Genomic DNA, 19,055 nt, shown 5'->3' with positions numbered 1-19,055 from the left:
AAATCGGGAATCGCCCTGCAACAAGAGTAGAATACGTTTTTAACCTATTGACCAAAGCAATATGTCCGCATCCGCAGTAGGCCAGGGACGCAATGTCGTCGTGATCGGCACCCAGTGGGGTGACGAAGGCAAAGGAAAAATCGTCGATTGGCTTACCGACCATGCAAAGGGCGTGGTGCGGTTCCAGGGAGGCCACAACGCCGGCCATACCCTGATCATCGGCGGCAAGAAGACCATTCTCCGCCTGATCCCGTCGGGCATCATGCGCGAAGGCACGATCTGCTACATCGGCAACGGTGTGGTGCTGTCGCCCGAGGCGCTGTTCCGTGAAATCGAAGAACTCGAAGCCGCCGGCCTCCAGGTGCAGAACCGCCTGCGCATTTCCGAGGCGGCGACGCTGATCCTGCCGTACCACGTTGCCATCGACAAGGCGCGCGAAGCCCGTCGCGGCGCGGCCAAGATCGGCACCACCGGCCGCGGCATTGGCCCGGCGTATGAAGACAAGGTTGCCCGCCGCGCGCTGCGCGTGCAGGACCTGTTCGATCCCGAGCAGTTTGCCGAGCGCCTGCGCGAGAACCTGGACTACCACAACTTCATGCTGACCCAGTACCTGGGCGCCGAAGCCGTGGATTTCCAGCAGACGCTGGACGACGCGCTGGCCTTCGCGCCGCGCCTGGCCCCGATGGTGGCCGACGTCTCGGCCGAGCTGTACGCGGTCAACGCCGCCGGTGGCAACCTGATGTTCGAAGGCGCGCAAGGCACGCTGCTCGACGTCGACCATGGCACCTATCCGTTCGTGACCTCGAGCAACTGCGTGGCCGGTGCGGCCGCCGCCGGTGCCGGCGTCGGTCCGGGCCGCCTGAACTACATCCTGGGCATCACCAAGGCCTACTGCACGCGCGTGGGTTCGGGCCCGTTCCCGAGCGAGCTGTACGACAACGACAACCCGCAGCGCCAGGACCAGGTCGGCGTGCGCCTGGCCAACGTCGGCAAGGAATTCGGTTCGGTCACCGGCCGTCCGCGCCGCACCGGCTGGCTCGATGCCGCCGCACTCAAGCGCTCGGTGCAGATCAACGGTGTGTCGGGCCTGTGCCTGACCAAGCTGGATGTGCTGGATGGCCTGGACAGCATCAAGCTGTGCGTCGGCTACACGCTGGACGGCACGACCGTCGACATCCTGCCGCGCGGCTCCGATGCCGTGGCGCGCTGCGAGCCGGTCTATGAAGAGTTCCCGGGCTGGAACGAGTCGACCTTCGGCGTGAAGTCGTGGGACGCGCTGCCCGAGGCCGCCCGCGTCTACCTGAAGCGCGTGGAAGAAGTGGTCGGCATCCCGATCGACATGATCTCGACCGGCCCGGACCGCGACGAGACCATCCTGCTGCGTCACCCGTACAAGGTCTGACCTGGCAACCAGAAGCACGACGTAGTGCCGCGGCGCCACGAACGCCGCGGCCTGCAACAGAACATCGGCCCGCGCAAGCGGGCCGAACCTTATTGGCCCGCCGGGCCCGGCCGGCCACGAAGATATCTAGAGCAAAACGATGAACCTGCCAACCAACGATGAAGAGAACCTGTGGGTCTCGTGGGACGAATACCACCGCCTGATCGCACGCCTGTCGCTGAACGTGCATGAGTCGGGCTGGAAGTTCGACAAGATCCTGTGCCTGGCGCGCGGCGGCCTGCGCGTGGGCGACCAGATGTCGCGCATCTTCGACGTGCCCCTGGCGATCCTGGCCACCAGCAGCTATCGCGAAGCGGCCGGCACGCAGCAGGGCGACCTGGACATTGCGCAGTACATCACCATGACGCGCGGCGAGCTGTCGGGCAAGATCCTGCTGGTCGATGACCTGGTCGATTCGGGCATCACGCTGGAACGCGTGGGCCGCCACCTGAAGGAACGCTATCCGGCGGTGACCGAGGTGCGCTCGGCGGTGCTGTGGTACAAGGCCTGCTCGAAGGTCGAGCCGGACTATCACGTGACCTTCCTGCCGTCGAACCCCTGGATCCACCAGCCGTTCGAAGAGTACGACACGCTGCGCCCGCACAACCTGGGCGCCTGGCTCAAGCGCGGCAAGCGCGCCAGCCTGCTCGACGACGACGCGAGCGCCTGAGCGCGGCTCGGCCGCACCTGTGCCGGCGGCACCCGCCGCGCGGCACTGGCACGGATGGCGTCAGTAGCCGACCGTGTAACGCTGGCGCGAATGCGCCGGCTTTTCGATCTCGTCGAGCATCGCAATCGCGTAGTCCTCCATCGAGATCCAGCTCTTGCCCGCGGCATCGCTCAGCAGGGTTTCCTCGCCGATACGGAATTTGCCGGTGCGCTCGCCCGGCTCGAACAGCGCCGACGGCGACAGGAAGGTCCAGTCGATCTGTTGCTCGCCACGCAGCGCATTGAGGAAGTCGCGGCCCGCCAGGGCCTCGGTCTTGTACGCTTCAGGGAAGGTGGGCGTATCGACCAGTTGCACATCCGGTGCGACATGGAGGCTGCCGGCGCCGCCCACTACCAGCAGTCGAGGCACGCCGGCCTGGCGCACGGCCGAGGTGACCTGCTGCGCGTTCAGTTGCGCGAAGCGTGCAGTGCTGATGACGATGTCATTGCCTGCCAGCGCCGCCGCGAGTGCGGCACCATCCGTGCCATCCACGTCCTTGGCGGTCAGGCCGGCGCGTGCCGGCAGCCGGCTCGCCTGGCGCGAGATGGCGGTCACCTGGTGGCCGCGGCGCAGGGCTTCTTCGATCAGGCGCGTGCCGACGCGCCCGGTGGCGCCGATGATTGCGATATGCATGGTCACTCCTTCATTACTGGGTGGCAGAGCCGATATGAAACCAGCATGGTTACACATCGGGGCAAAAAAATTCAGCGCTTGCGGCGCTGGCTGGTACCTTCCCCGGCGCCTTTGACATCGGCAAGCATCCCGGCAATGGTGATGCCGGCCAGCGTATTGTCCATGGCCGCCTGGGCCCGGTCGGCAACCTTGCGCAGCGCGCCGGTGATTTCGCGGCCGACCATGCAGGCCGGGTTCGGCGCGCTCTGGTGCAGCGTGATCAGCGCGGTGGTTTCCACCGCGCGGAACACTTCAAGCAGCGTGATCGATGCCGCCGGACGTGCCAGCGTGGCGCCGCCCGTGCTGCCCATGGTGGTGCTGACCAGGCCCGCTTCGGCAAGCTGGCCCACCAGCCGGCGGATCAGGGCAGGGTTCGTGCCGACGCTGCCGGCGATCATCGACGACGGCACCGGTTCCTCGGAACTGGCCAGCAGGGTAAGGATGTGGACCGCTACGGCGAACCGGCTGCTCGTGCTCATGGTGTCGGGGATAATGTGAAACCATGATAGTTACATATCATGGCTGCTGTCAACGTTGACGCCGATGACAAGGACGGGGACGCGATATGGTGGTCTTCGGAATGCCGGAATCGCCACTGAAGCTGTTACACTCCTCGACATCGCCGGCCGATGTGGTTTGGTTGCCGCGCAAGGCATAGCGCGCGGTTTCAAGGACGGGAAAAACCCCGTACGCTCACGTATGACACCGCGGCAGGTTGCCGCCAAGCAAGGAGTGGAAGTTGCCGGATCTGGTACGCCAACAAAGCGCCGAAAACAAAAAACCCGCAGGGCTCGAAAGCGCTGCGGGTTTCCCGGTGATCTGGTGCCCAGGAGAGGACTCGAACCTCCACAGTGTTGCCACCGCTAGGACCTGAACCTAGTGCGTCTACCAATTCCGCCACCTGGGCAGGTGTCGAAACAACCGAAGCGCTCATTATAGAGAGCGCGAGAATTTTGTCAATTAGTTTCCAGAAAAAATTGAATCAGAACAACTATCCGATCCCCAGCCGGGAAGAAATCCTGGGCGTGCTGAGAACGTCGGGATCTCCGCAGTCGGCAGGCGATATCGCCAAGGCCCTGTCGGTCACGCGCAAGGAGCATGACGGCTTCCAGAAGCGCCTGGCGGCGATGGAACGCGACGGCCAGATCGAACTGAACCGCAAGGGCCGCTATGAACTGGCCCACCAGCCCAACTTCGTCACCGGCCGCGTGCAGGGCCACCGCGACGGCTTCGGCTTCCTGATCCGCGACGATGGCGAAGACGATATCTTCCTGCCCGAGCGCGAACTGCAGAAGGCCATGCACAACGACCGCGCGCAAGTGCGCGTGGTGGGCTACGACCGCCGCGGCCGGCCCGAGGGCCAGATCGTCGAGATCATCGAGCGCGCCAACCGCTACGTGATCGGGCGGCTGCTCAGCGAGGGCGGCGTGCTGGTGGTTGCGCCCGAGGACAAGCGCATCAGCCAGGACATCCTGATCCCGCCCAAGGCGCAGGGCAAGGCGCGCGTGGGGCAGGTGGTCAGCGTCGAGCTGATCGAATATCCCGACCGCTATGTGCAGCCGGTGGGCCGCGTGGTGGAGATCCTCGGCGAGATTGACGATCCCGGCATGGAGATCGAGATCGCGGTGCGCAAGTATGGCGTGCCGCATGCTTTCTCGCCGGCGGCTGCCAAGGACGCCGCCGCCTTGCCGGATGAGGTGCGCCAGGCCGACCTGGACCACCGCATCGACCTGCGCGACATCCCGCTGGTGACCATCGACGGCGAAGATGCGCGCGACTTCGACGACGCGGTCTACTGCGAGCCGGTCAAGATCGGCCGTGCAAAAGGCTGGCGCCTGATCGTGGCGATCGCCGATGTGTCGCATTACGTGCGCCCCGGCACGCCGCTGGATGCCGATGCGCTGGACCGCGCCACCTCGGTCTACTTCCCCCGCCGCGTGATTCCGATGCTGCCGGAGAAGCTGTCCAACGGACTGTGCTCGCTCAATCCCAATGTCGACCGGCTGTGCATGGTCTGCGATGCGGTGCTCACGGCCAAGGGCGAACTCAAGGGCTACCAGTTCTATCCCGCGGTGATGCACTCGACCGCGCGCCTGACCTACAACGAGGTCTGGTCGGTCCTGTCCAACACCAAGGGTCCCGAGGCGCACAAGCGCGCCGAGCTGGTGCCGCACCTGCAGAACCTGTACGAGCTGTTCCAGGTCCTGCTGAAGGCGCGGCGCGAGCGCGGCGCGATCGACTTCGACACCACCGAAACCTATATCGTCTGCAATGCGCAGGGCAAGATCGAACAGATCCTCCCGCGCACCCGCAACGATGCGCACCGGTTGATCGAGGAATGCATGCTGACCGCCAATGTGTGCGCGGCGGATTTCCTCGAGCGCTTCAAGCACCCGGCGCTGTACCGCATCCACGCCGGCCCCAGCGAAGAAAAGCTGAAGAACCTGCGCGAATTCCTCAAGACAGCCGGCCTGTCGCTGGGCGGCGGCGACAAGCCGCAGGCGTCCGACTATGCCGAGGTGATGGACAAGATCAAGTCCCGCCCCGATGCGCCGATGCTGCAGACCATGCTGCTGCGCTCGATGCAGCAGGCGGTGTACAGCCCCGACAATATCGGCCACTTCGGCCTGGCGTACGGGGCCTACGCACACTTCACCAGCCCGATTCGCCGCTATCCCGACCTGCTGGTGCACCGCGCGATCAAGGCGGTGCTGGCGCATACCAAGTACCAGCCGGCATTTGCCCACGGCACCGAACTGAACACCGCGATCTCGCCCAAGGCGCGCCGCCTGCAGGCCAAGGACGCCGAGCAGAAGGCGGAACTCGCCGCGGCGCGCGCCAAGCGCAACGAGGCGATCTGGGACGAGCTTGGCCTGCATTGCTCGGCCAACGAGCGCCGTGCCGACGAGGCGTCGCGCGATGTCGAAGCCTGGCTCAAGTGCTACTTCATGCGCGACAAGCTGGGCAGCGATTTTGCCGGCACCGTCAGCGCCGTGACGTCGTTCGGCATCTTCGTGCAGCTCGACGAGCTGTATGTCGAAGGGCTGGTGCACGTGACCGAACTGGGCAGCGATTACTTCCAGTACGACGAGGCCCGCAACGAACTGCGCGGCGAGCGTACCGGCATCCGCTATCGCCTGACCGACCGCGTGCGCGTGCAGGTTTCGCGTGTGGACCTCGACGCACGCAAGATCGACTTCCGCCTGGTGCAGGAGCCGTCGGCCAAGACATTGCGTGCGCGCGCAACCGGCACCGACACGCAGCCGCGCGTCCCGGCCGCCCACGCGGTGCCGGCGCGCAAGAAGGGGCGCCAGCTGGCGGCGCTGCTGGGCGGTTCCTCCAAGCCGGAAGAGTCGTTCGACGAGACGCTCGACCGCGTGATCGAGGAGCAGCCGGTGTTCGAAGCGGTGATCACGCCGCTCAAGCCGCACGTCAGGACCGGCGGCAAGCCGGCCAAGCGCGCGGCCAAGCCAAAGCCCGCGCACCTGGAGAAGCCGCGCAAGCCGGCGTCGAAGTCGCGTCCTGCCAAGACGGCCGGCAAGTCTGCCGCCAAGCGCACCCCCCGCAAGCGTTAAGGCAAGAGGGGCGCTGAGGCCAGCCGCCGTCCCCGCCTGCGCGGGGACGGCGCACGGGCGAGTACAATCGCGCCCATGGCTAAACAAAAACTCCTGATCGGCTTCCACGCCGTGACCGCTCGCCTGCGGCAAGATCCCAAGGGCGTGTCGGATATCTACATCGAATCCGCCCGCCGCGACCGGCGCATGCAAGACTTCGTCCGCCTGGCCGAAAGCCTGGGCGTGCGCCTGCATCCGGTCGACGCCGAGCGCCTGCGCGGCATGGCCGGCACCGACCGGCACCAGGGCGTGGTGGCGCGCGCCGAGGACGTTGCCCTCGCGCTGAACCTGGACGAGCTGCTCGATGGCATCGAAGGCACGCCGCTGCTGCTGGTGCTCGACGGCGTCACTGACCCCCACAACCTGGGCGCCTGCCTGCGCGTGGCCGACGGCGCCGGCGCGCACGCCGTGATCGCGCCCAAGGACCGCAGCGTCGGCCTCAATGCAACCGTGGCCAAGGTGGCCAGCGGCGCGGCCGAGACCGTGCCGTATATCACCGTGACCAACCTGGCGCGCACGCTGCGTGAGCTGCAGGAACGCGGCATCTGGGTGATCGGCACCGCCGACGGTACCGAGAAATCCCTGTACGACATCGACTTCAAGGGCCCGACCGCGATCGTGATGGGCGCCGAAGGCGAGGGCATGCGCCGCCTGACGCGCGAGACCTGCGACGAACTGGTCGGCATCCCGATGGCGGGCGGTGTCGAGAGCCTCAACGTTTCGGTGGCCAGCGGCGTCTGCCTGTACGAAGCGGTGCGCCAGCGGCGCCTGCCGCGCTGACGCCATGGTGGCCGATCCGCTACGCCCCACCTCTGAGCCCTGGCCCGGGATGGAAGAGGCGCGTCGGCTGATCGCGCAGGCGCGCAGCATCTTCGTGCTGACCGGTGCCGGCATTTCGGCCGAGTCGGGCGTGCCGACCTTCCGCGATGCGATGACTGGCCTATGGGAACGGTTCAATCCGGAGGAGCTGGCCAGCGAAGAGGCTTACCGGCGCCAGCCGGAACTGGTGTGGGAGTGGTACCTGCACCGGCGCGCGCTGGTTGCGGCCGCGCATCCCAATCCAGCGCACCACGCGCTGGTGGCGCTGGCCGCGCAGAAGACCGTCGCGCTGGTGACGCAGAACGTCGACGGCCTGCATCAGCGTGCCGGCAGCCAGCATGTGATCGAACTGCATGGCAACCTGTTCGCCAACAAATGGCTGGACGGTTGCGGGCGCTGCGAGGAAGCCAGCGCGTTGCCCGGCATGCCGCCGCGCTGCCATCTGTGCGGCGCGCTGATGCGTCCGGGCGTGGTGTGGTTCGGCGAAGACCTGCCGCGCGTGGCGCGTTTTCGCGCCGAGCACGCGGCGGAAACCTCGGACCTGTGCCTGGTGGTGGGGACGTCGGGACTGGTTTATCCCGCTGCCGCGCTGCCGGGGCTGGCGAAGGAGCACGGCGCGCCCGTCATCGTGATCAATCCATTGGCGTCCGCGCTGGACCAGACCGCGGACCTGGTGGTGCCGGCAGCGGCAGGCGCCTTGCTGCCGCTGCTGTGGCCGCAGCCGGGGGTAGAGCCGGACTGAGCACCTACCGAGCCGGAACTGCCGGCTTGCCTGGCGCCTATCTGGCGCTTATTTGGCAATCTCTCCGATCAGCTTTTCCAGTTTGACCGCGTCCGCCGCGAACAGGCGGATGCCTTCGGCCAGCTTTTCGGTGGCCATCGCGTCTTCATTCAGCTGCCAGCGGAATGCCGGCTCGTCCGCCGTGATGCGGGCGATATTGGCGGCCTGTGCCTGGTCGACCGACAGCTTGCGCTCGGAAGCACCCTGGCCGGCGGCGAGCTGCTCCAGCAGTTCCGGGCTGATGGTCAGCAGGTCGCAGCCGGCCAGCGACAGGATCTGCGCGGTGCTGCGGAAGCTGGCGCCCATCACCTCGGTCGGGTAGCCGAACTTCTTGTAGTAGTCATAGATCTGGCGCACCGAGCGCACGCCGGGATCGTTGTCGCCGCCGTTGGCGACCGGGTCCCACTGCTCGCCGGCCTGCTTCTTGTACCAGTCGAAGATGCGGCCGACGAAGGGCGAGATCAGCTGCGCGCCAGCCTCGGCGCAGGCCACTGCCTGCACCAGCGAGAACAGCAGGGTCATATTGCAGCGGATGCCGTCGCGCTGCAGGATCTCGGCCGCGCGGATGCCTTCCCAGGTCGACGCGATCTTGATCAGCACGCGCTCGCGCGCGATGCCGCGCTGTTCGTACAGCTGGATCAGGTGGCGGGCCTTGTTGACGCTGGCGGTAGTGTCAAAGGACAGGCGCGCGTCGACTTCGGTCGAGACGCGGCCCGGCACGATCGCCAGGATCTCGCAGCCGAAGGCGATCAGCACTTCGTCCATCACCGCATCGACGCCGCCGTTGCCATGGTGATCGTGCACCGCCTTCTCCAGCAGGTGCCGGTATTCGGGCTTTTGCACGGCCTTCAGGATCAGCGAGGGGTTGGTGGTCGCGTCCTGCGGGGTGTATTGCTTCATCAGCTGGAAGTCGCCGGTGTCGGCCACTACCGTGGTGAACTGCCTGAGTTGTTCGAGCTGGTTCATGTCGCTTAGTCGTTGGCGCTGAATTGGCGCTGAATTGGCGCTGAATTGGCGCTGAATCGTTGACGATTCGGTTCGCGGTGGCGGGGCGGCAAGCGCCGGCCCGGCCGATCCATTGTACCGCCGGTGGCGGGGTATGCCGCTCTATCCGCTACACTATGCGTTTCCTCCAACGCAATCTGGCTGTTGTCATGACTCAGGATGAACTCAAGGCGTTGGTGGCGCAGGCCGCCGCCGACTATGTGAAGCAGGAAGTTCCCGAAGGCGCCGTGCTGGGCGTGGGCACCGGCTCCACCGCCAACCTCTTCATTGATGCCGTGGCGGTGTTCAAGGAGCGCTTCGCGGGTGCCGTGTCGAGCTCCGAGGCTTCCACGCGCCGCCTGCAGCAGCACGGGTTCAAGGTGCTGGACCTGAACGAAGTCGACGAGATTCCGGTGTATGTCGACGGCGCCGACGAGATCGATGCCAGCGGCGCCATGATCAAGGGCGGCGGCGGCGCGCTGACGCGCGAGAAGATCGTTGCCTCGGTGGCGAAGCGCTTTGTCTGCATCGCCGACGGCAGCAAGCTGGTCGGTACCATGGGTGCCTTTCCGCTGCCGGTCGAGGTGATTCCGATGGCACGTGCGGCCGTCGCGCGCAAGCTGCAGGCGCTGGGCGGGCAGCCGAAGCTGCGCATGACCAAGGAAGGCGGCATCTACAAGACCGACAACGGTAATGTGATCCTGGACGTTGCCGGTCTGAAGATCGAGGATCCGCGCGGGCTCGAGCAAACCATCAACCAGGTGCCGGGCGTGGTGACCGTGGGCCTGTTCGCGCTGCGTGGCGCGGACGTGCTGCTGCTTGGCACCGGCGACGGTGTGCAGCGCACGGACTACTGATCCGACGCATAGGTCGGTCGGCCGTTAAGCGGAAGTCAATCTGCCAGCAGTCGATCGGCCAGCAAAAAGGGGTGCCTCGTGCACCCCTTTGTCGTTTGACGCGGTCCGGAATCAGGACTGCGGCGGCACGTAGCCCTGCGCCTGGTCGGCGCCTTCGCCGAAGAAGTACTTCTCGGTCTGCTTGAGCAGGTACTGGCGCGCGCGCGTGTCTGCCATGTTGAGGCGGTTCTCGTTGATCAGCATGGTCTGGTGCTTGAGCCAGCCGGCCCACGCTTCCTTTGACACGCTCTGCCAGATCTTCTTGCCCAGTTCGCCGGGCAGCGGCGGGAAGTCGAGGCCTTCGGCTTCCTTGTTCAGCTTGATGCAATGGACCATGCGGGCCATGGGGGACTCCTTGTTCGTTCGTTAGACTGGGCTCAGGGCGCTGGCGTTATTGTAGCCAAGCAGGCGGCTGGCCGCGGCGCGGCGGCCATTGACCCTACGCCGTCACAGTTTTTTCATCAGCACCATCGACTTGCGCTGCCAGTTATAGAGCTTGCGCTTGTCTTCCGGGAGATCGTCGACATTGGCGTGGACGAAACCGCGCTTGAGGAACCAGTGCTCGGTGCGCGTGGTGAGCACGAACAGGCGCTCCAGGCCGAGCGCGCGGGCGCGGCGCTCGATGCGCTTGAGCAGGCGCTCGCCGTCGCCGGTGCCCTGGGCTTCAGTGGAGACCGTCAGGCAGGCCATTTCGCCCATGTTCTCGCGCGGGTAGTCATAGAGCGCGGCGCAGCCGAACAGCACGCCATCGTGCTCGATCACCGAGAAATTGGCGATATCGCGCTCGATCAGGTGGCGTCCGCGCGGCACCAGCGTGCCATCCGCCTCCAGCGGCGCGATCAGTTGCAGGATGCCGCCGACGTCGTCCAGCGTGGCTTCGCGCAGGCTTTCGAGGTCGGTATCGGACAGCATGGTGCCGACGCCATCGTGCAGGAACAGTTCCAGCAGTACCGACCCGTCCAGTGCAAAGGGGATCAGGTGCGCACGCGGCACGCCGCCCTTGAGCGCCTTCACAAGGTGGCGCAGGTAGTCCGCCACGTCGTGCGGCAGGTGGTTGTTCTGCAGGCGCTCCACTGCTGTGCGCAGCGACATTTCCGGCATCAGCTTGCCGACCGGGTCGGGCACGCCCGGCACCTCGGTGATGAAGATCAGCTTGTCGGCCTTGAGCGCGGTGGCGGTGGCGCTGGCCACGTCTTCCATCGACAGGTTGAAGGCCTGGCCGGTCGGCGAGAAGCCCAGCGGCGACAGCAGCACCACCTTGCCGTGCGACAGCGACATGCGCACCGACTCGGCATCGATCTTGCGCACCAGCCCGGTGTGCTGGTAGTCGGTGCCGTTGACGATACCGACCGGGCGCGCAGTGACGAAGTTGCCGGAAATCACCGACAGCTGCGCGCCGGCCATCGGCGTATTGGGCAAGCCCTGGCTGAACGCGGCCTCGATGTCCAGGCGCAGTTCGCCGGCGGCTTCCTTGGCGCATTCGAGCGCGGCGTTGTCGGTGATGCGCACGCCGTCGACGAATTGCGACTCGACATGGCGCAGCGCCAGTTGCTCTTCCACCTGCGGGCGGGAGCCGTGCACCAGCACGATCTGCATGCCCATCGCGTGCAGCAGCGCCACGTCGTTGACCAGCGCGTTGAGCACGTTCGACTTGACCAGTTCGCCCGCGAACGCGATCACGAAGGTCTTGCCGCGGAAGGCATGGATATACGGCGCCACCATGCGCAGCCAGTCGACGAACTGCTGGTGGTCGGGGCCGCCGCGTTCGATGGCATCGGCGACTGCCGGCCCCGGTGCAGTGGCGGACTCGGCCGAAGTCGGGGCAGGCGGGGGGAGTTCTGCCGTGGCGGGCGGCTCCGCCGCCATGGCGGCTGCCGTATCGGTAGTGGTCGCCGGCTGCGGCGTATCGGTTCTGGCGTTCATCCCGCGGATTATAATCCCGGCCAATGTCAGAACAACGCCCCTTCAAGGTTGCAAAGCCCGCCAGGCCAGGTCAACCCGGCGCCCCGCAGACGCCGGCCGGTGCCGGCCAGTCCACGCCGACCAATCCGTCCCGGCCGCCCAAAGGGCAGGCCCGCGCGCAGGCACCGAACCAGATCGCAGGGCAGACCCAGCGCCAGGCCCGGCCGCCCGCCGGCCGCCCGGAGCCCGCTGTCGCCCGTCCGGCCGGCGAACCCGGCCAGCGCCAGCCGCGCGGTCCGCGCCAGGAGCGCCCGCCGCGGCCGCCACGCACGGTCAATCCGCTGCCGCCGATCGCGTTCCCCGAGGCGCTGCCGGTCTCGGCACGCCGCGACGAGATCGCCGCGGCGTTGCTTGCCAACCAGGTCGTGATCGTGTCGGGCGAGACCGGCTCGGGCAAGACCACGCAACTGCCCAAGATCTGCCTGTCGATCGGGCGCGGGCCGGGGCGCGATCCGGGGCAAATGAGCGGAGGACTGATCGGCCACACCCAGCCGCGCCGCATCGCCGCCACTTCCACCGCCAAGCGCATCGCGCAGGAGCTGGGGTCGCCTGTGGGCGAGCACGTCGGCTACCAGGTGCGCTTCAACGACACCATGTCGGCGGGCGCGTCGGTCAAGCTGATGACCGACGGCATCCTGCTGGCGGAGACGCAGAACGACCCGCTGCTGCGCGCCTACGACACCCTCATCATCGACGAGGCGCACGAGCGCAGCCTGAACATCGATTTCCTGATCGGCTACCTGCGCCAGATCCTGCCGAAGCGGCCCGACCTGAAGGTGATCATCACCTCGGCCACCATCGATGCGCAGCGCTTTGCCGAACATTTCACGCTCAACGGCAAGCCCGCGCCGGTGATCGAGGTCAGCGGCCGGCTGTACCCGGTGGAAGTGCGCTACCGCCCGATCACCGACGACGCACCGCCGGGCGCCGCGCCGCGCAGCGCGCAGGCGCGCGAGCGCGATCTGTACGACGGCATCGTCGATGCCGTCGATGAATTGTGCCGGGTGGGCCCGGGCGACGTGCTGGTGTTCTTGCCGGGAGAGCGCGAGATCCGCGAGGCCGCCGAGGCGCTGCGCAAGCACCATCCGCCGCATACCGAGATCCTGCCGCTGTTCGCGCGGCTGTCGGTGCAGGAGCAGGAACGGGTGTTCAAGCCGTCCAACACGCGCCGCATCGTGCTGGCGACCAACGTGGCCGAAACCTCGCTGACGGTGCCGGGCATCCGCTACGTGGTCGATACCGGGATGGCGCGCGTCAAGCGCTACTCGTACCGCAACAAGGTCGAGCAACTGCAGGTCGAGTCGATCTCGCAGGCCGCCGCCAACCAGCGTGCCGGCCGTTGCGGCCGCGTGGCCAACGGCGTGTGCATCCGGCTATATGAAGAGTCGGATTTCACCGGCCGCCCCCGCTTCACCGATCCGGAAATCCTGCGCTCGTCGCTGGCGGCGGTGATCCTGCGCATGAAGGCGCTGCGCCTGACCGATATTGAATCGTTCCCGTTCATCGAGCCGCCGCTGGGCCGCGCCGTTGCCGACGGTTACCAACTGCTGCAGGAGCTGGGCGCGGTCGACGACGCCAACCAGCTCACGCCGACGGGGCGGCAGCTGGCCAAGCTGCCACTCGACCCGCGCGTGGGCCGCATGATCCTGGCCGCGCGCGAGCACCAGTGCCTGCGCGAGGTGCTGATCATCGCCAGCGCACTGTCGGTGCAGGATCCGCGTGACCGCCCGCAGGAGGCGCAGGAGGCCGCGGACCAGGCGCACCGCAAGTTCATGGACGAAAGGTCCGAGTTCCTGGGCTGGGTCAAGCTGTGGAAGTGGTTCGAGGACGCGGTCGCGCACAAGAAGTCGAACCGCCAGCTGCAGGACCAGTGCCGCGCCAGCTTCCTGTCGCACCTGCGCCTGCGCGAATGGCGCGACGTCCATTCGCAGCTGCTGACCACGGTGGCCGAGCAGGGCTGGCGCCTGAACGAGAGCGAGCCCACTTACGAGCAGGTGCACAAGGCGCTGCTGACCGGCCTGCTCGGCAACGTCGGCGTGCGTATCGAGGATGGCGACCGCAAGGGCCGTGAGTACCTGGGCGCGCGAGGCATCAAGTTCCACCTGTGGCCGGGTTCGCTGATCGCGCGCAAGGTCGGCCGCTGGATCGTGGCGGCCGAGCTGGTCGAGACCAGCCGCCTGTTCGCGCGCACGCTGGCGCGGATCGAGCCGGAGTGGCTGGAACAGATCGGGGGCCACCTGCTCAAGGTGAGCTGGAGCGATCCGCACTGGGAAAAGAAGGCCGGTCAGGTGCTGGCGCTGGAGCGGGCCACGCTGTACGGCCTGGTGGTCTACCAGCACCGCCGCGTCCACTACGGGCCGATGAACCCGCAGGAAGCGCGCGAGCTCTTTATCCGCCGCGCGCTGGTCGAGGGCGAGTTTGATACGCGGCTGCCGTTCTTCTCGCACAACCAGCGCCTGGTGCGGGAGATCGAAAACCTGGAGCACAAGTCGCGCCGGCAGGACGTGCTGGTCGACGACGAGCTGATCTACGCCTTCTACGATCGCGCCATTCCGGCGGAGATCAACCAGCAAACGAGCTTCGAGCAGTGGTACCAGGCCGAAAGCGCCAGGGACCGCAAGCTGCTCTACCTCAACCGCGACGAGCTGATGCGGCACGAGGCGGCCGGCATCACCACTGACCTGTTCCCCAAGACCATGAACGTGGCCGGGGTGGACATGGGCCTGACGTACCACTTCGAGCCGGGCAGCCACCGCGATGGCGTGACGCTGACCGTGCCGCTGTACGCGCTCAACCAGGTGCGGCAGGAGCGTGCCGACTGGCTGGTCCCCGGCATGATCAAGGAAAAGGTCCACTTGCTACTGAAGTCGCTGCCTCAGAAGCTGCGCCGCCATTGCGTGCCGTTGCCGGACTTCGCCGCCGGCTTTGTCTCGCGCCAGCCGTTCGGCGAGGGCGAACTGCTGGACGTGCTGATAGCCGATATCCGCGCAGAGACCGGCACCATGGTCAAGCGCGCCGACTTCAAGCTGGAAACGCTGCCGGCGCACCATGCGATGAACTTCAAGGTCATCGACGAGCACGGCCGCCAGCTCGACATGGGCCGCAACCTGGCGCAACTGCGCGCCGAGCTGGGCGGCCAGGCGCAGCAGTCGTTCCAGCGCGTTGCCGCGCAGGCGGCCGCGCAGGTGGCCACGCGAGCCGGCTCGCCGGACCAGGCCGCGCAGTTGCCGGCCGCCGAACCCGGCCAGTACGAAAACCTGACCGGCTGGACCTTCGGCGAGCTGCCCGAGCTGCTGGAGATCCGCAAGGGCAGCCAGACGCTGTTCGGCTACCCGGCCCTGGTCGACCGCGGCACGTACTGCGACGTCGAGGTCTTCGACGATCCGCAGGAAGCCGCGCGCATCCACCACCTCGGGCTGCGCCGGCTGTTTGCGCTGCAACTGCGCGAGCAGGTCAAGTTCATCGAAAAGAACATCCCCGGGCTGCAGCAGATGGCGATGCAGTACATGACGCTGGGCTCGCAGGAAATGCTGCGCGACCAGATCGTGATGCTGGCGCTGGAACGCGCCTGCATGCAGCCGCCGCTGCCGCGCAACGAGGCCGAGTTCAACGCCCGCAAGGACGAAGGCCGCACGCGGCTGTCGCTGCTGGCGCAGGAGATCGCGCGGCTGGCCGGCGTGATCCTTGCCGAATACGCCGGGCTGCCGCGCAAGCTGCTGCAGGCCAAGCCGTTCGCCGCGGCCTACGCCGACATGGAGGCCCAGCTCGGCCGGCTGATGGGCAAGCGCTTTATCGACGATACCCCGTACACGCAGCTGGTCCACTTCCCGCGCTACCTGAAGGGCATCGCCATGCGCATCGACAAGCTCAAGGGCGACCCGGCGCGCGATACCCAGCGCATTCAGGAGATGGTGCCGCTGCTGCAACAATGGCAGCGCGCCGAAAAGCAATTGCGCACGCAAGGCCGTGGCGGCGAGGATGCGCGGCTGGAAGAGTTCCGCTGGATGCTGGAGGAACTGCGCATTGCGCTGTTCGCGCAGGAGCTGCGCACGCCGGTGCCGATGTCGGTGAAGCGGCTGCAGAAGGTGTGGGAATCGATGCAGCGCTGACGCTGGGCGCCGGTACGGCCGCAAATGGTCGTGCCGGCGCAACAATCTGCCAAATTCTTGTTCGCCGTCAGCCGCGACGTCAGCGGAATTAGCCGGCCAAACGTTAGAATCGCCGATTCAGTTCTTCTTGTAGCGGGTCTTATGTTCGCATTGCGTCGGTGGGTGCGTCGGTCGGTGGCTGGTGGGATCACGGTGGGCGCGCTCGCGCTGGGCCTGATGGCCGCGCCGGCATTGGCGGAGGTAGTGGTGATCCTTAATTCGGGTGATGCAACCGTCACGCTCATCGACAAGGACACACAGAAGGTGCTGGAGACTTTCCCGATCGGCAAGGAGCCGCACCACCTGATCGCGACGCCCGACGACAAGTCGCTGATCGTCGCCAACGCGGTCGGCAACGACCTCGTGTTCCTGGACCCGGTGACGGGCAAGGTGCAGCAGCGCGTTCCCAATATCGACGACCCTTACCAGATCGGCTTCTCGCCCGACCAGAAATGGTTTGTCGCCACCGGCAACCGGCTTGACCGCGTCGATGTCTACCGCTGGGACGGCAAGGCGCTGAAGCTGGCCAAGCAATATCCGCTGGCCAAGACGCCCAGCCATATCGCCTTTACCGCAGACAGCCGCATCGCCTTTATCACGCTGCAGGACTCCAATGAGGTCGCCGCGATCGATTTGATCACGCAGAACGTGTTGTGGCGCATGGAGGCCGGCTCCGCGCCGGCCGGCATCTGGGTGACACCGGACCAGAAATACCTGCTGGTCGGCATGACCGGGGCGGACTATATTGCCGTGATCGACTGGCGCACCCGCACCATGGTCAAGCAGATCCAGACCGGCAAGGGCGCGCATAACTTCCGCGCGGTGGGAGACAAGCGCCACCTGTTCCTGAGCAATCGCGTGACCGGAAGCATCAGCATCATCGACCAGCAGACGCTCGCCAAGATCGGCGACATCACGGGCCTGCCGCCCGGGCCGGACGACATGGAGCTGACCGCCGATGGCAAGACCTTGTGGGTGACGTTCCGCTGGGCGCGCTCGGTCGGGCTGATCGACGTGCCGAGCCGCAAGCTGGTCAAGACCGTGCGTGTCGGCCGCTCGCCGCACGGCATCTACTTCCGCACGCGCGCGCCGCTGTACTAAACGGGTCGGGGCAGGATCATGCGCGGTACCACGGCTTCGCCTTCCAGACCATTCGGACGATTCGGCGGGACGCTGGCGGGGCTCGCGCTTGCCTGCGCCTTGCCTTTCGCGCTGCATGCGGCGGATGCAAGCCCGGCTCCAGCAAAAGCCTGCCCGGCCGGCACGCTCTACCTGACCTTCGATACCGGCAGCATGAGCCAGGCTCAGCTGATCGCCGACACGCTGCGCCGCCACAGGATCCGCGCGACTTTCTTCCTGGCCAATGAACCCACGGTGCGGCAGGACAGCTCGCTCGACCCGTCCTGGGCGCCTTACTGGAAGACGTTGGCCGCTGATGGCCATGCCTTCGGCACGCATACCTTCGACCATGTCTTCCTGCGCGGCGTGCGCGGTGGCCAGGTGACCATGCGGCCGCAGTTCGGCGCGCAGGCCGGCAAGGACACGGTGATGGATGCTGCCGGCTTCTGCCGCGAACTGCGCCGCAGCGCCGACGCCTTCCGCGACATGACCGGTGCCGAGATGGTGCCGCTCTGGCGCGCCCCGGGCGGCCGCACCGCGCCGCAGACGCTGCAATGGGCCGAGCAGTGCGGCTTCCGCCACGTCGGCTGGGCGCCGGCCGGCTTCCTGGGCGATGAGCTGGCATCGGACCGCTACCCGAATGCGATGCTGCTCGAGCGCGCGCTCGACAAGCTGCGCGATGGCGACATCACCATGGCGCACCTGGGTATCTGGTCGCGCAAGGACCCGTGGGCGCCGGGCGTGCTCGAGCCGCTGCTGTCCGAGCTGGAGCGCAAGGGCTTCTGCTTCGCGACGCTGCGCGAGCACCCGGGCTACCGCGACTGGATCGCCCGGCATGCCGTTGGACAACAGGAGGGCAGGCGGTAATGTGGGAGTCGCTCAACGGCTGGATCGGACAGATCGAAGGCGCGCTGTTCCAGGATGTGGTGCTGCCGGTGGTCTATGACCTCGGGTTCGGCCGCTATGCCGAAGAGGCCTTCACCGGCACCGAGTGGCTGCTGGTGGGGCTGGTGCAGATCGCGGTGATGTTCCTGATCCTGGGTCCGCTGGAAAAATGGCGTCCGGTGGAGCCGGTGGCCGACCGCGCGGCGATCCGCACCGACATGCTCTATACGGCGATCCACCGCCTCGGGCTGTTCCGCCTCGCCATGTTCTTCCTGCTGGCGCCGCCGACGGACTCGCTCGAAGGACATCTGCGCCTGATGGGCTGGCAGCGGATCAATGTCGAGGACTGGTGGCCGGGCGTAACCTCGGTGCCGCTGGTCAGCTTCTTCGTCTACCTGCTGCTGTTCGATCTGCTCGACTACTGGTACCACCGCCTGTCGCATACGTTCCGCTGGTGGTGGCATCTGCACGCGGTGCACCACAGCCAGCGCCAGATGACGCTGTGGAGCGACAACCGCAATCACCTGCTGGACGACATGCTGCGCGACCTGGTGTTTGCGCTGGTGGCGCTGGGCGTGGGCGTCGAGCCATCGCAATATGTGCTGCTGGTGGCTCTGTCGCAATTGCTGCAGAGCCTGCAGCATGCCAACGTGCGGTTGCATTTCGGCACCATCGGCGAGCGCCTGCTGATCTCGCCGCGCTTCCACCGAACCCACCATGCCGTCGGCATCGGCCATGAAGCCAGCGGCGCCCCGGCGCGGCTGGGCGGCTGCAACTACGGCGTGATCTTCCCCTGGTGGGACATGCTGTTTGGCACGGCGGTCTTCACCGAGACCTACCACCCCACCGGTATTCGCGACCAGCTGCCGCCGCCGCTGGGCAAGGGCCACGACTACGGCTCGGGCTTTCTCGCCCACCAGTGGTACGGCATCAAGCGCCTGCTGCGGCTGCGCTGAAGCGAACCTCTACTGCGTGACGCCGCGGCCCGCGGGCGGCGGCAAGTGGCGTATGCTAGTGTTCCGGTT

At 66.7% G+C, this 19,055-nt stretch carries 15 protein-coding genes and 1 tRNA gene; 10 read left to right on the top strand and 6 right to left on the bottom strand.

From position 1 onward, the window contains the following. Positions 1-61: 61 nt before the first annotated feature. Positions 62-1,402: an adenylosuccinate synthase gene (locus VSR71_RS00355; protein ID WP_342912016.1), complete on the top strand. Its 1,341-nt coding sequence runs from the start codon at positions 62-64 to the stop codon at positions 1,400-1,402. Positions 1,403-1,541: 139 nt separating this feature from the next. Continuing rightward, positions 1,542-2,111 (top strand): phosphoribosyltransferase, encoded by a 570-nt coding sequence (locus VSR71_RS00350; RefSeq protein WP_209753810.1) that lies wholly within the window; start codon positions 1,542-1,544, stop codon positions 2,109-2,111. A 60-nt stretch (positions 2,112-2,171) separates the two neighbouring features. Here VSR71_RS00350 and VSR71_RS00345 read toward each other — a convergent pair whose 3' ends face one another. The 3 genes from VSR71_RS00345 to VSR71_RS00335 form a co-directional block, all read right to left on the bottom strand. Further along, positions 2,172-2,783, bottom strand: a complete 612-nt coding sequence (locus VSR71_RS00345) for an NAD(P)-dependent oxidoreductase (RefSeq protein WP_342912015.1) — start codon at positions 2,781-2,783, stop codon at positions 2,172-2,174. Positions 2,784-2,854: 71 nt separating this feature from the next. Then, positions 2,855-3,301 (bottom strand): Rrf2 family transcriptional regulator, encoded by a 447-nt coding sequence (locus tag VSR71_RS00340; protein ID WP_342912014.1) that lies wholly within the window; start codon positions 3,299-3,301, stop codon positions 2,855-2,857. Positions 3,302-3,642: 341 nt separating this feature from the next. Continuing rightward, positions 3,643-3,729 (bottom strand) — tRNA-Leu (locus VSR71_RS00335). Between the two features lie 70 nt (positions 3,730-3,799). On the opposite strand from VSR71_RS00335, the gene rnr reads away from it, so the two are divergent. The 3 genes from rnr (at position 3,800) to VSR71_RS00320 (ending at position 7,997) form a co-directional block, all read left to right on the top strand. Beyond that, on the top strand, positions 3,800-6,397 hold the full coding sequence (gene rnr, locus VSR71_RS00330) for a ribonuclease R (protein ID WP_342912013.1): 2,598 nt from the start codon (positions 3,800-3,802) through the stop codon (positions 6,395-6,397). Positions 6,398-6,472: 75 nt separating this feature from the next. Continuing rightward, positions 6,473-7,216, top strand: coding sequence for a 23S rRNA (guanosine(2251)-2'-O)-methyltransferase RlmB (gene rlmB, locus VSR71_RS00325; protein ID WP_012353149.1), 744 nt, complete (start codon positions 6,473-6,475; stop codon positions 7,214-7,216). Positions 7,217-7,265: 49 nt separating this feature from the next. Then, positions 7,266-7,997, top strand: coding sequence for an NAD-dependent deacylase (locus tag VSR71_RS00320; RefSeq protein WP_342912012.1), 732 nt, complete (start codon positions 7,266-7,268; stop codon positions 7,995-7,997). 48 nt (positions 7,998-8,045) lie between these two features. Here VSR71_RS00320 and tal read toward each other — a convergent pair whose 3' ends face one another. Then, positions 8,046-9,002, bottom strand: coding sequence for a transaldolase (gene tal / locus VSR71_RS00315; protein WP_342912011.1), 957 nt, complete (start codon positions 9,000-9,002; stop codon positions 8,046-8,048). Between the two features lie 188 nt (positions 9,003-9,190). Between tal and rpiA the strand changes: the two genes are divergently transcribed. Then, positions 9,191-9,877: a ribose-5-phosphate isomerase RpiA gene (rpiA, locus tag VSR71_RS00310; RefSeq protein ID WP_342912010.1), complete on the top strand. Its 687-nt coding sequence runs from the start codon at positions 9,191-9,193 to the stop codon at positions 9,875-9,877. A gap of 111 nt (positions 9,878-9,988) precedes the next feature. Here rpiA and VSR71_RS00305 read toward each other — a convergent pair whose 3' ends face one another. After that, on the bottom strand, positions 9,989-10,261 hold the full coding sequence (locus VSR71_RS00305) for an oxidative damage protection protein (protein ID WP_342912009.1): 273 nt from the start codon (positions 10,259-10,261) through the stop codon (positions 9,989-9,991). A 102-nt stretch (positions 10,262-10,363) separates the two neighbouring features. Continuing rightward, complete coding sequence (gene argA, locus VSR71_RS00300) at positions 10,364-11,782, bottom strand: amino-acid N-acetyltransferase (RefSeq protein ID WP_428979340.1); 1,419 nt, start codon at positions 11,780-11,782, stop codon at positions 10,364-10,366. 80 nt (positions 11,783-11,862) lie between these two features. Here argA and hrpA point away from each other — a divergent pair, with 80 nt between their 5' ends. The 4 genes from hrpA (at position 11,863) to VSR71_RS00280 (ending at position 18,986) form a co-directional block, all read left to right on the top strand. Continuing rightward, positions 11,863-15,987 (top strand): ATP-dependent RNA helicase HrpA, encoded by a 4,125-nt coding sequence (gene hrpA, locus VSR71_RS00295; RefSeq protein ID WP_342912007.1) that lies wholly within the window; start codon positions 11,863-11,865, stop codon positions 15,985-15,987. A gap of 141 nt (positions 15,988-16,128) precedes the next feature. Beyond that, the gene (locus VSR71_RS00290; protein ID WP_342912006.1) at positions 16,129-17,127 is read left to right on the top strand and encodes a beta-propeller fold lactonase family protein; all 999 of its coding nucleotides are present in this window, start codon (positions 16,129-16,131) and stop codon (positions 17,125-17,127) included. An 18-nt stretch (positions 17,128-17,145) separates the two neighbouring features. Next, positions 17,146-18,012, top strand: coding sequence for a polysaccharide deacetylase family protein (locus VSR71_RS00285; RefSeq protein WP_342912005.1), 867 nt, complete (start codon positions 17,146-17,148; stop codon positions 18,010-18,012). Next, positions 18,012-18,986, top strand: a complete 975-nt coding sequence (locus VSR71_RS00280) for a sterol desaturase family protein (protein ID WP_342912004.1) — start codon at positions 18,012-18,014, stop codon at positions 18,984-18,986. Before VSR71_RS00285 ends, VSR71_RS00280 begins: the two co-directional genes overlap by 1 nt. The last annotated feature ends 69 nt before the right edge of the window (positions 18,987-19,055 follow it).

Origin of the sequence: Cupriavidus oxalaticus (assembly GCF_038900635.1) — a bacterium.
Taxonomy (GTDB): domain Bacteria; phylum Pseudomonadota; class Gammaproteobacteria; order Burkholderiales; family Burkholderiaceae; genus Cupriavidus; species Cupriavidus oxalaticus_B.
Note: the sequence above shows the minus strand (reverse complement) of the source record. Positions and strands in the feature narration are given on the sequence as shown.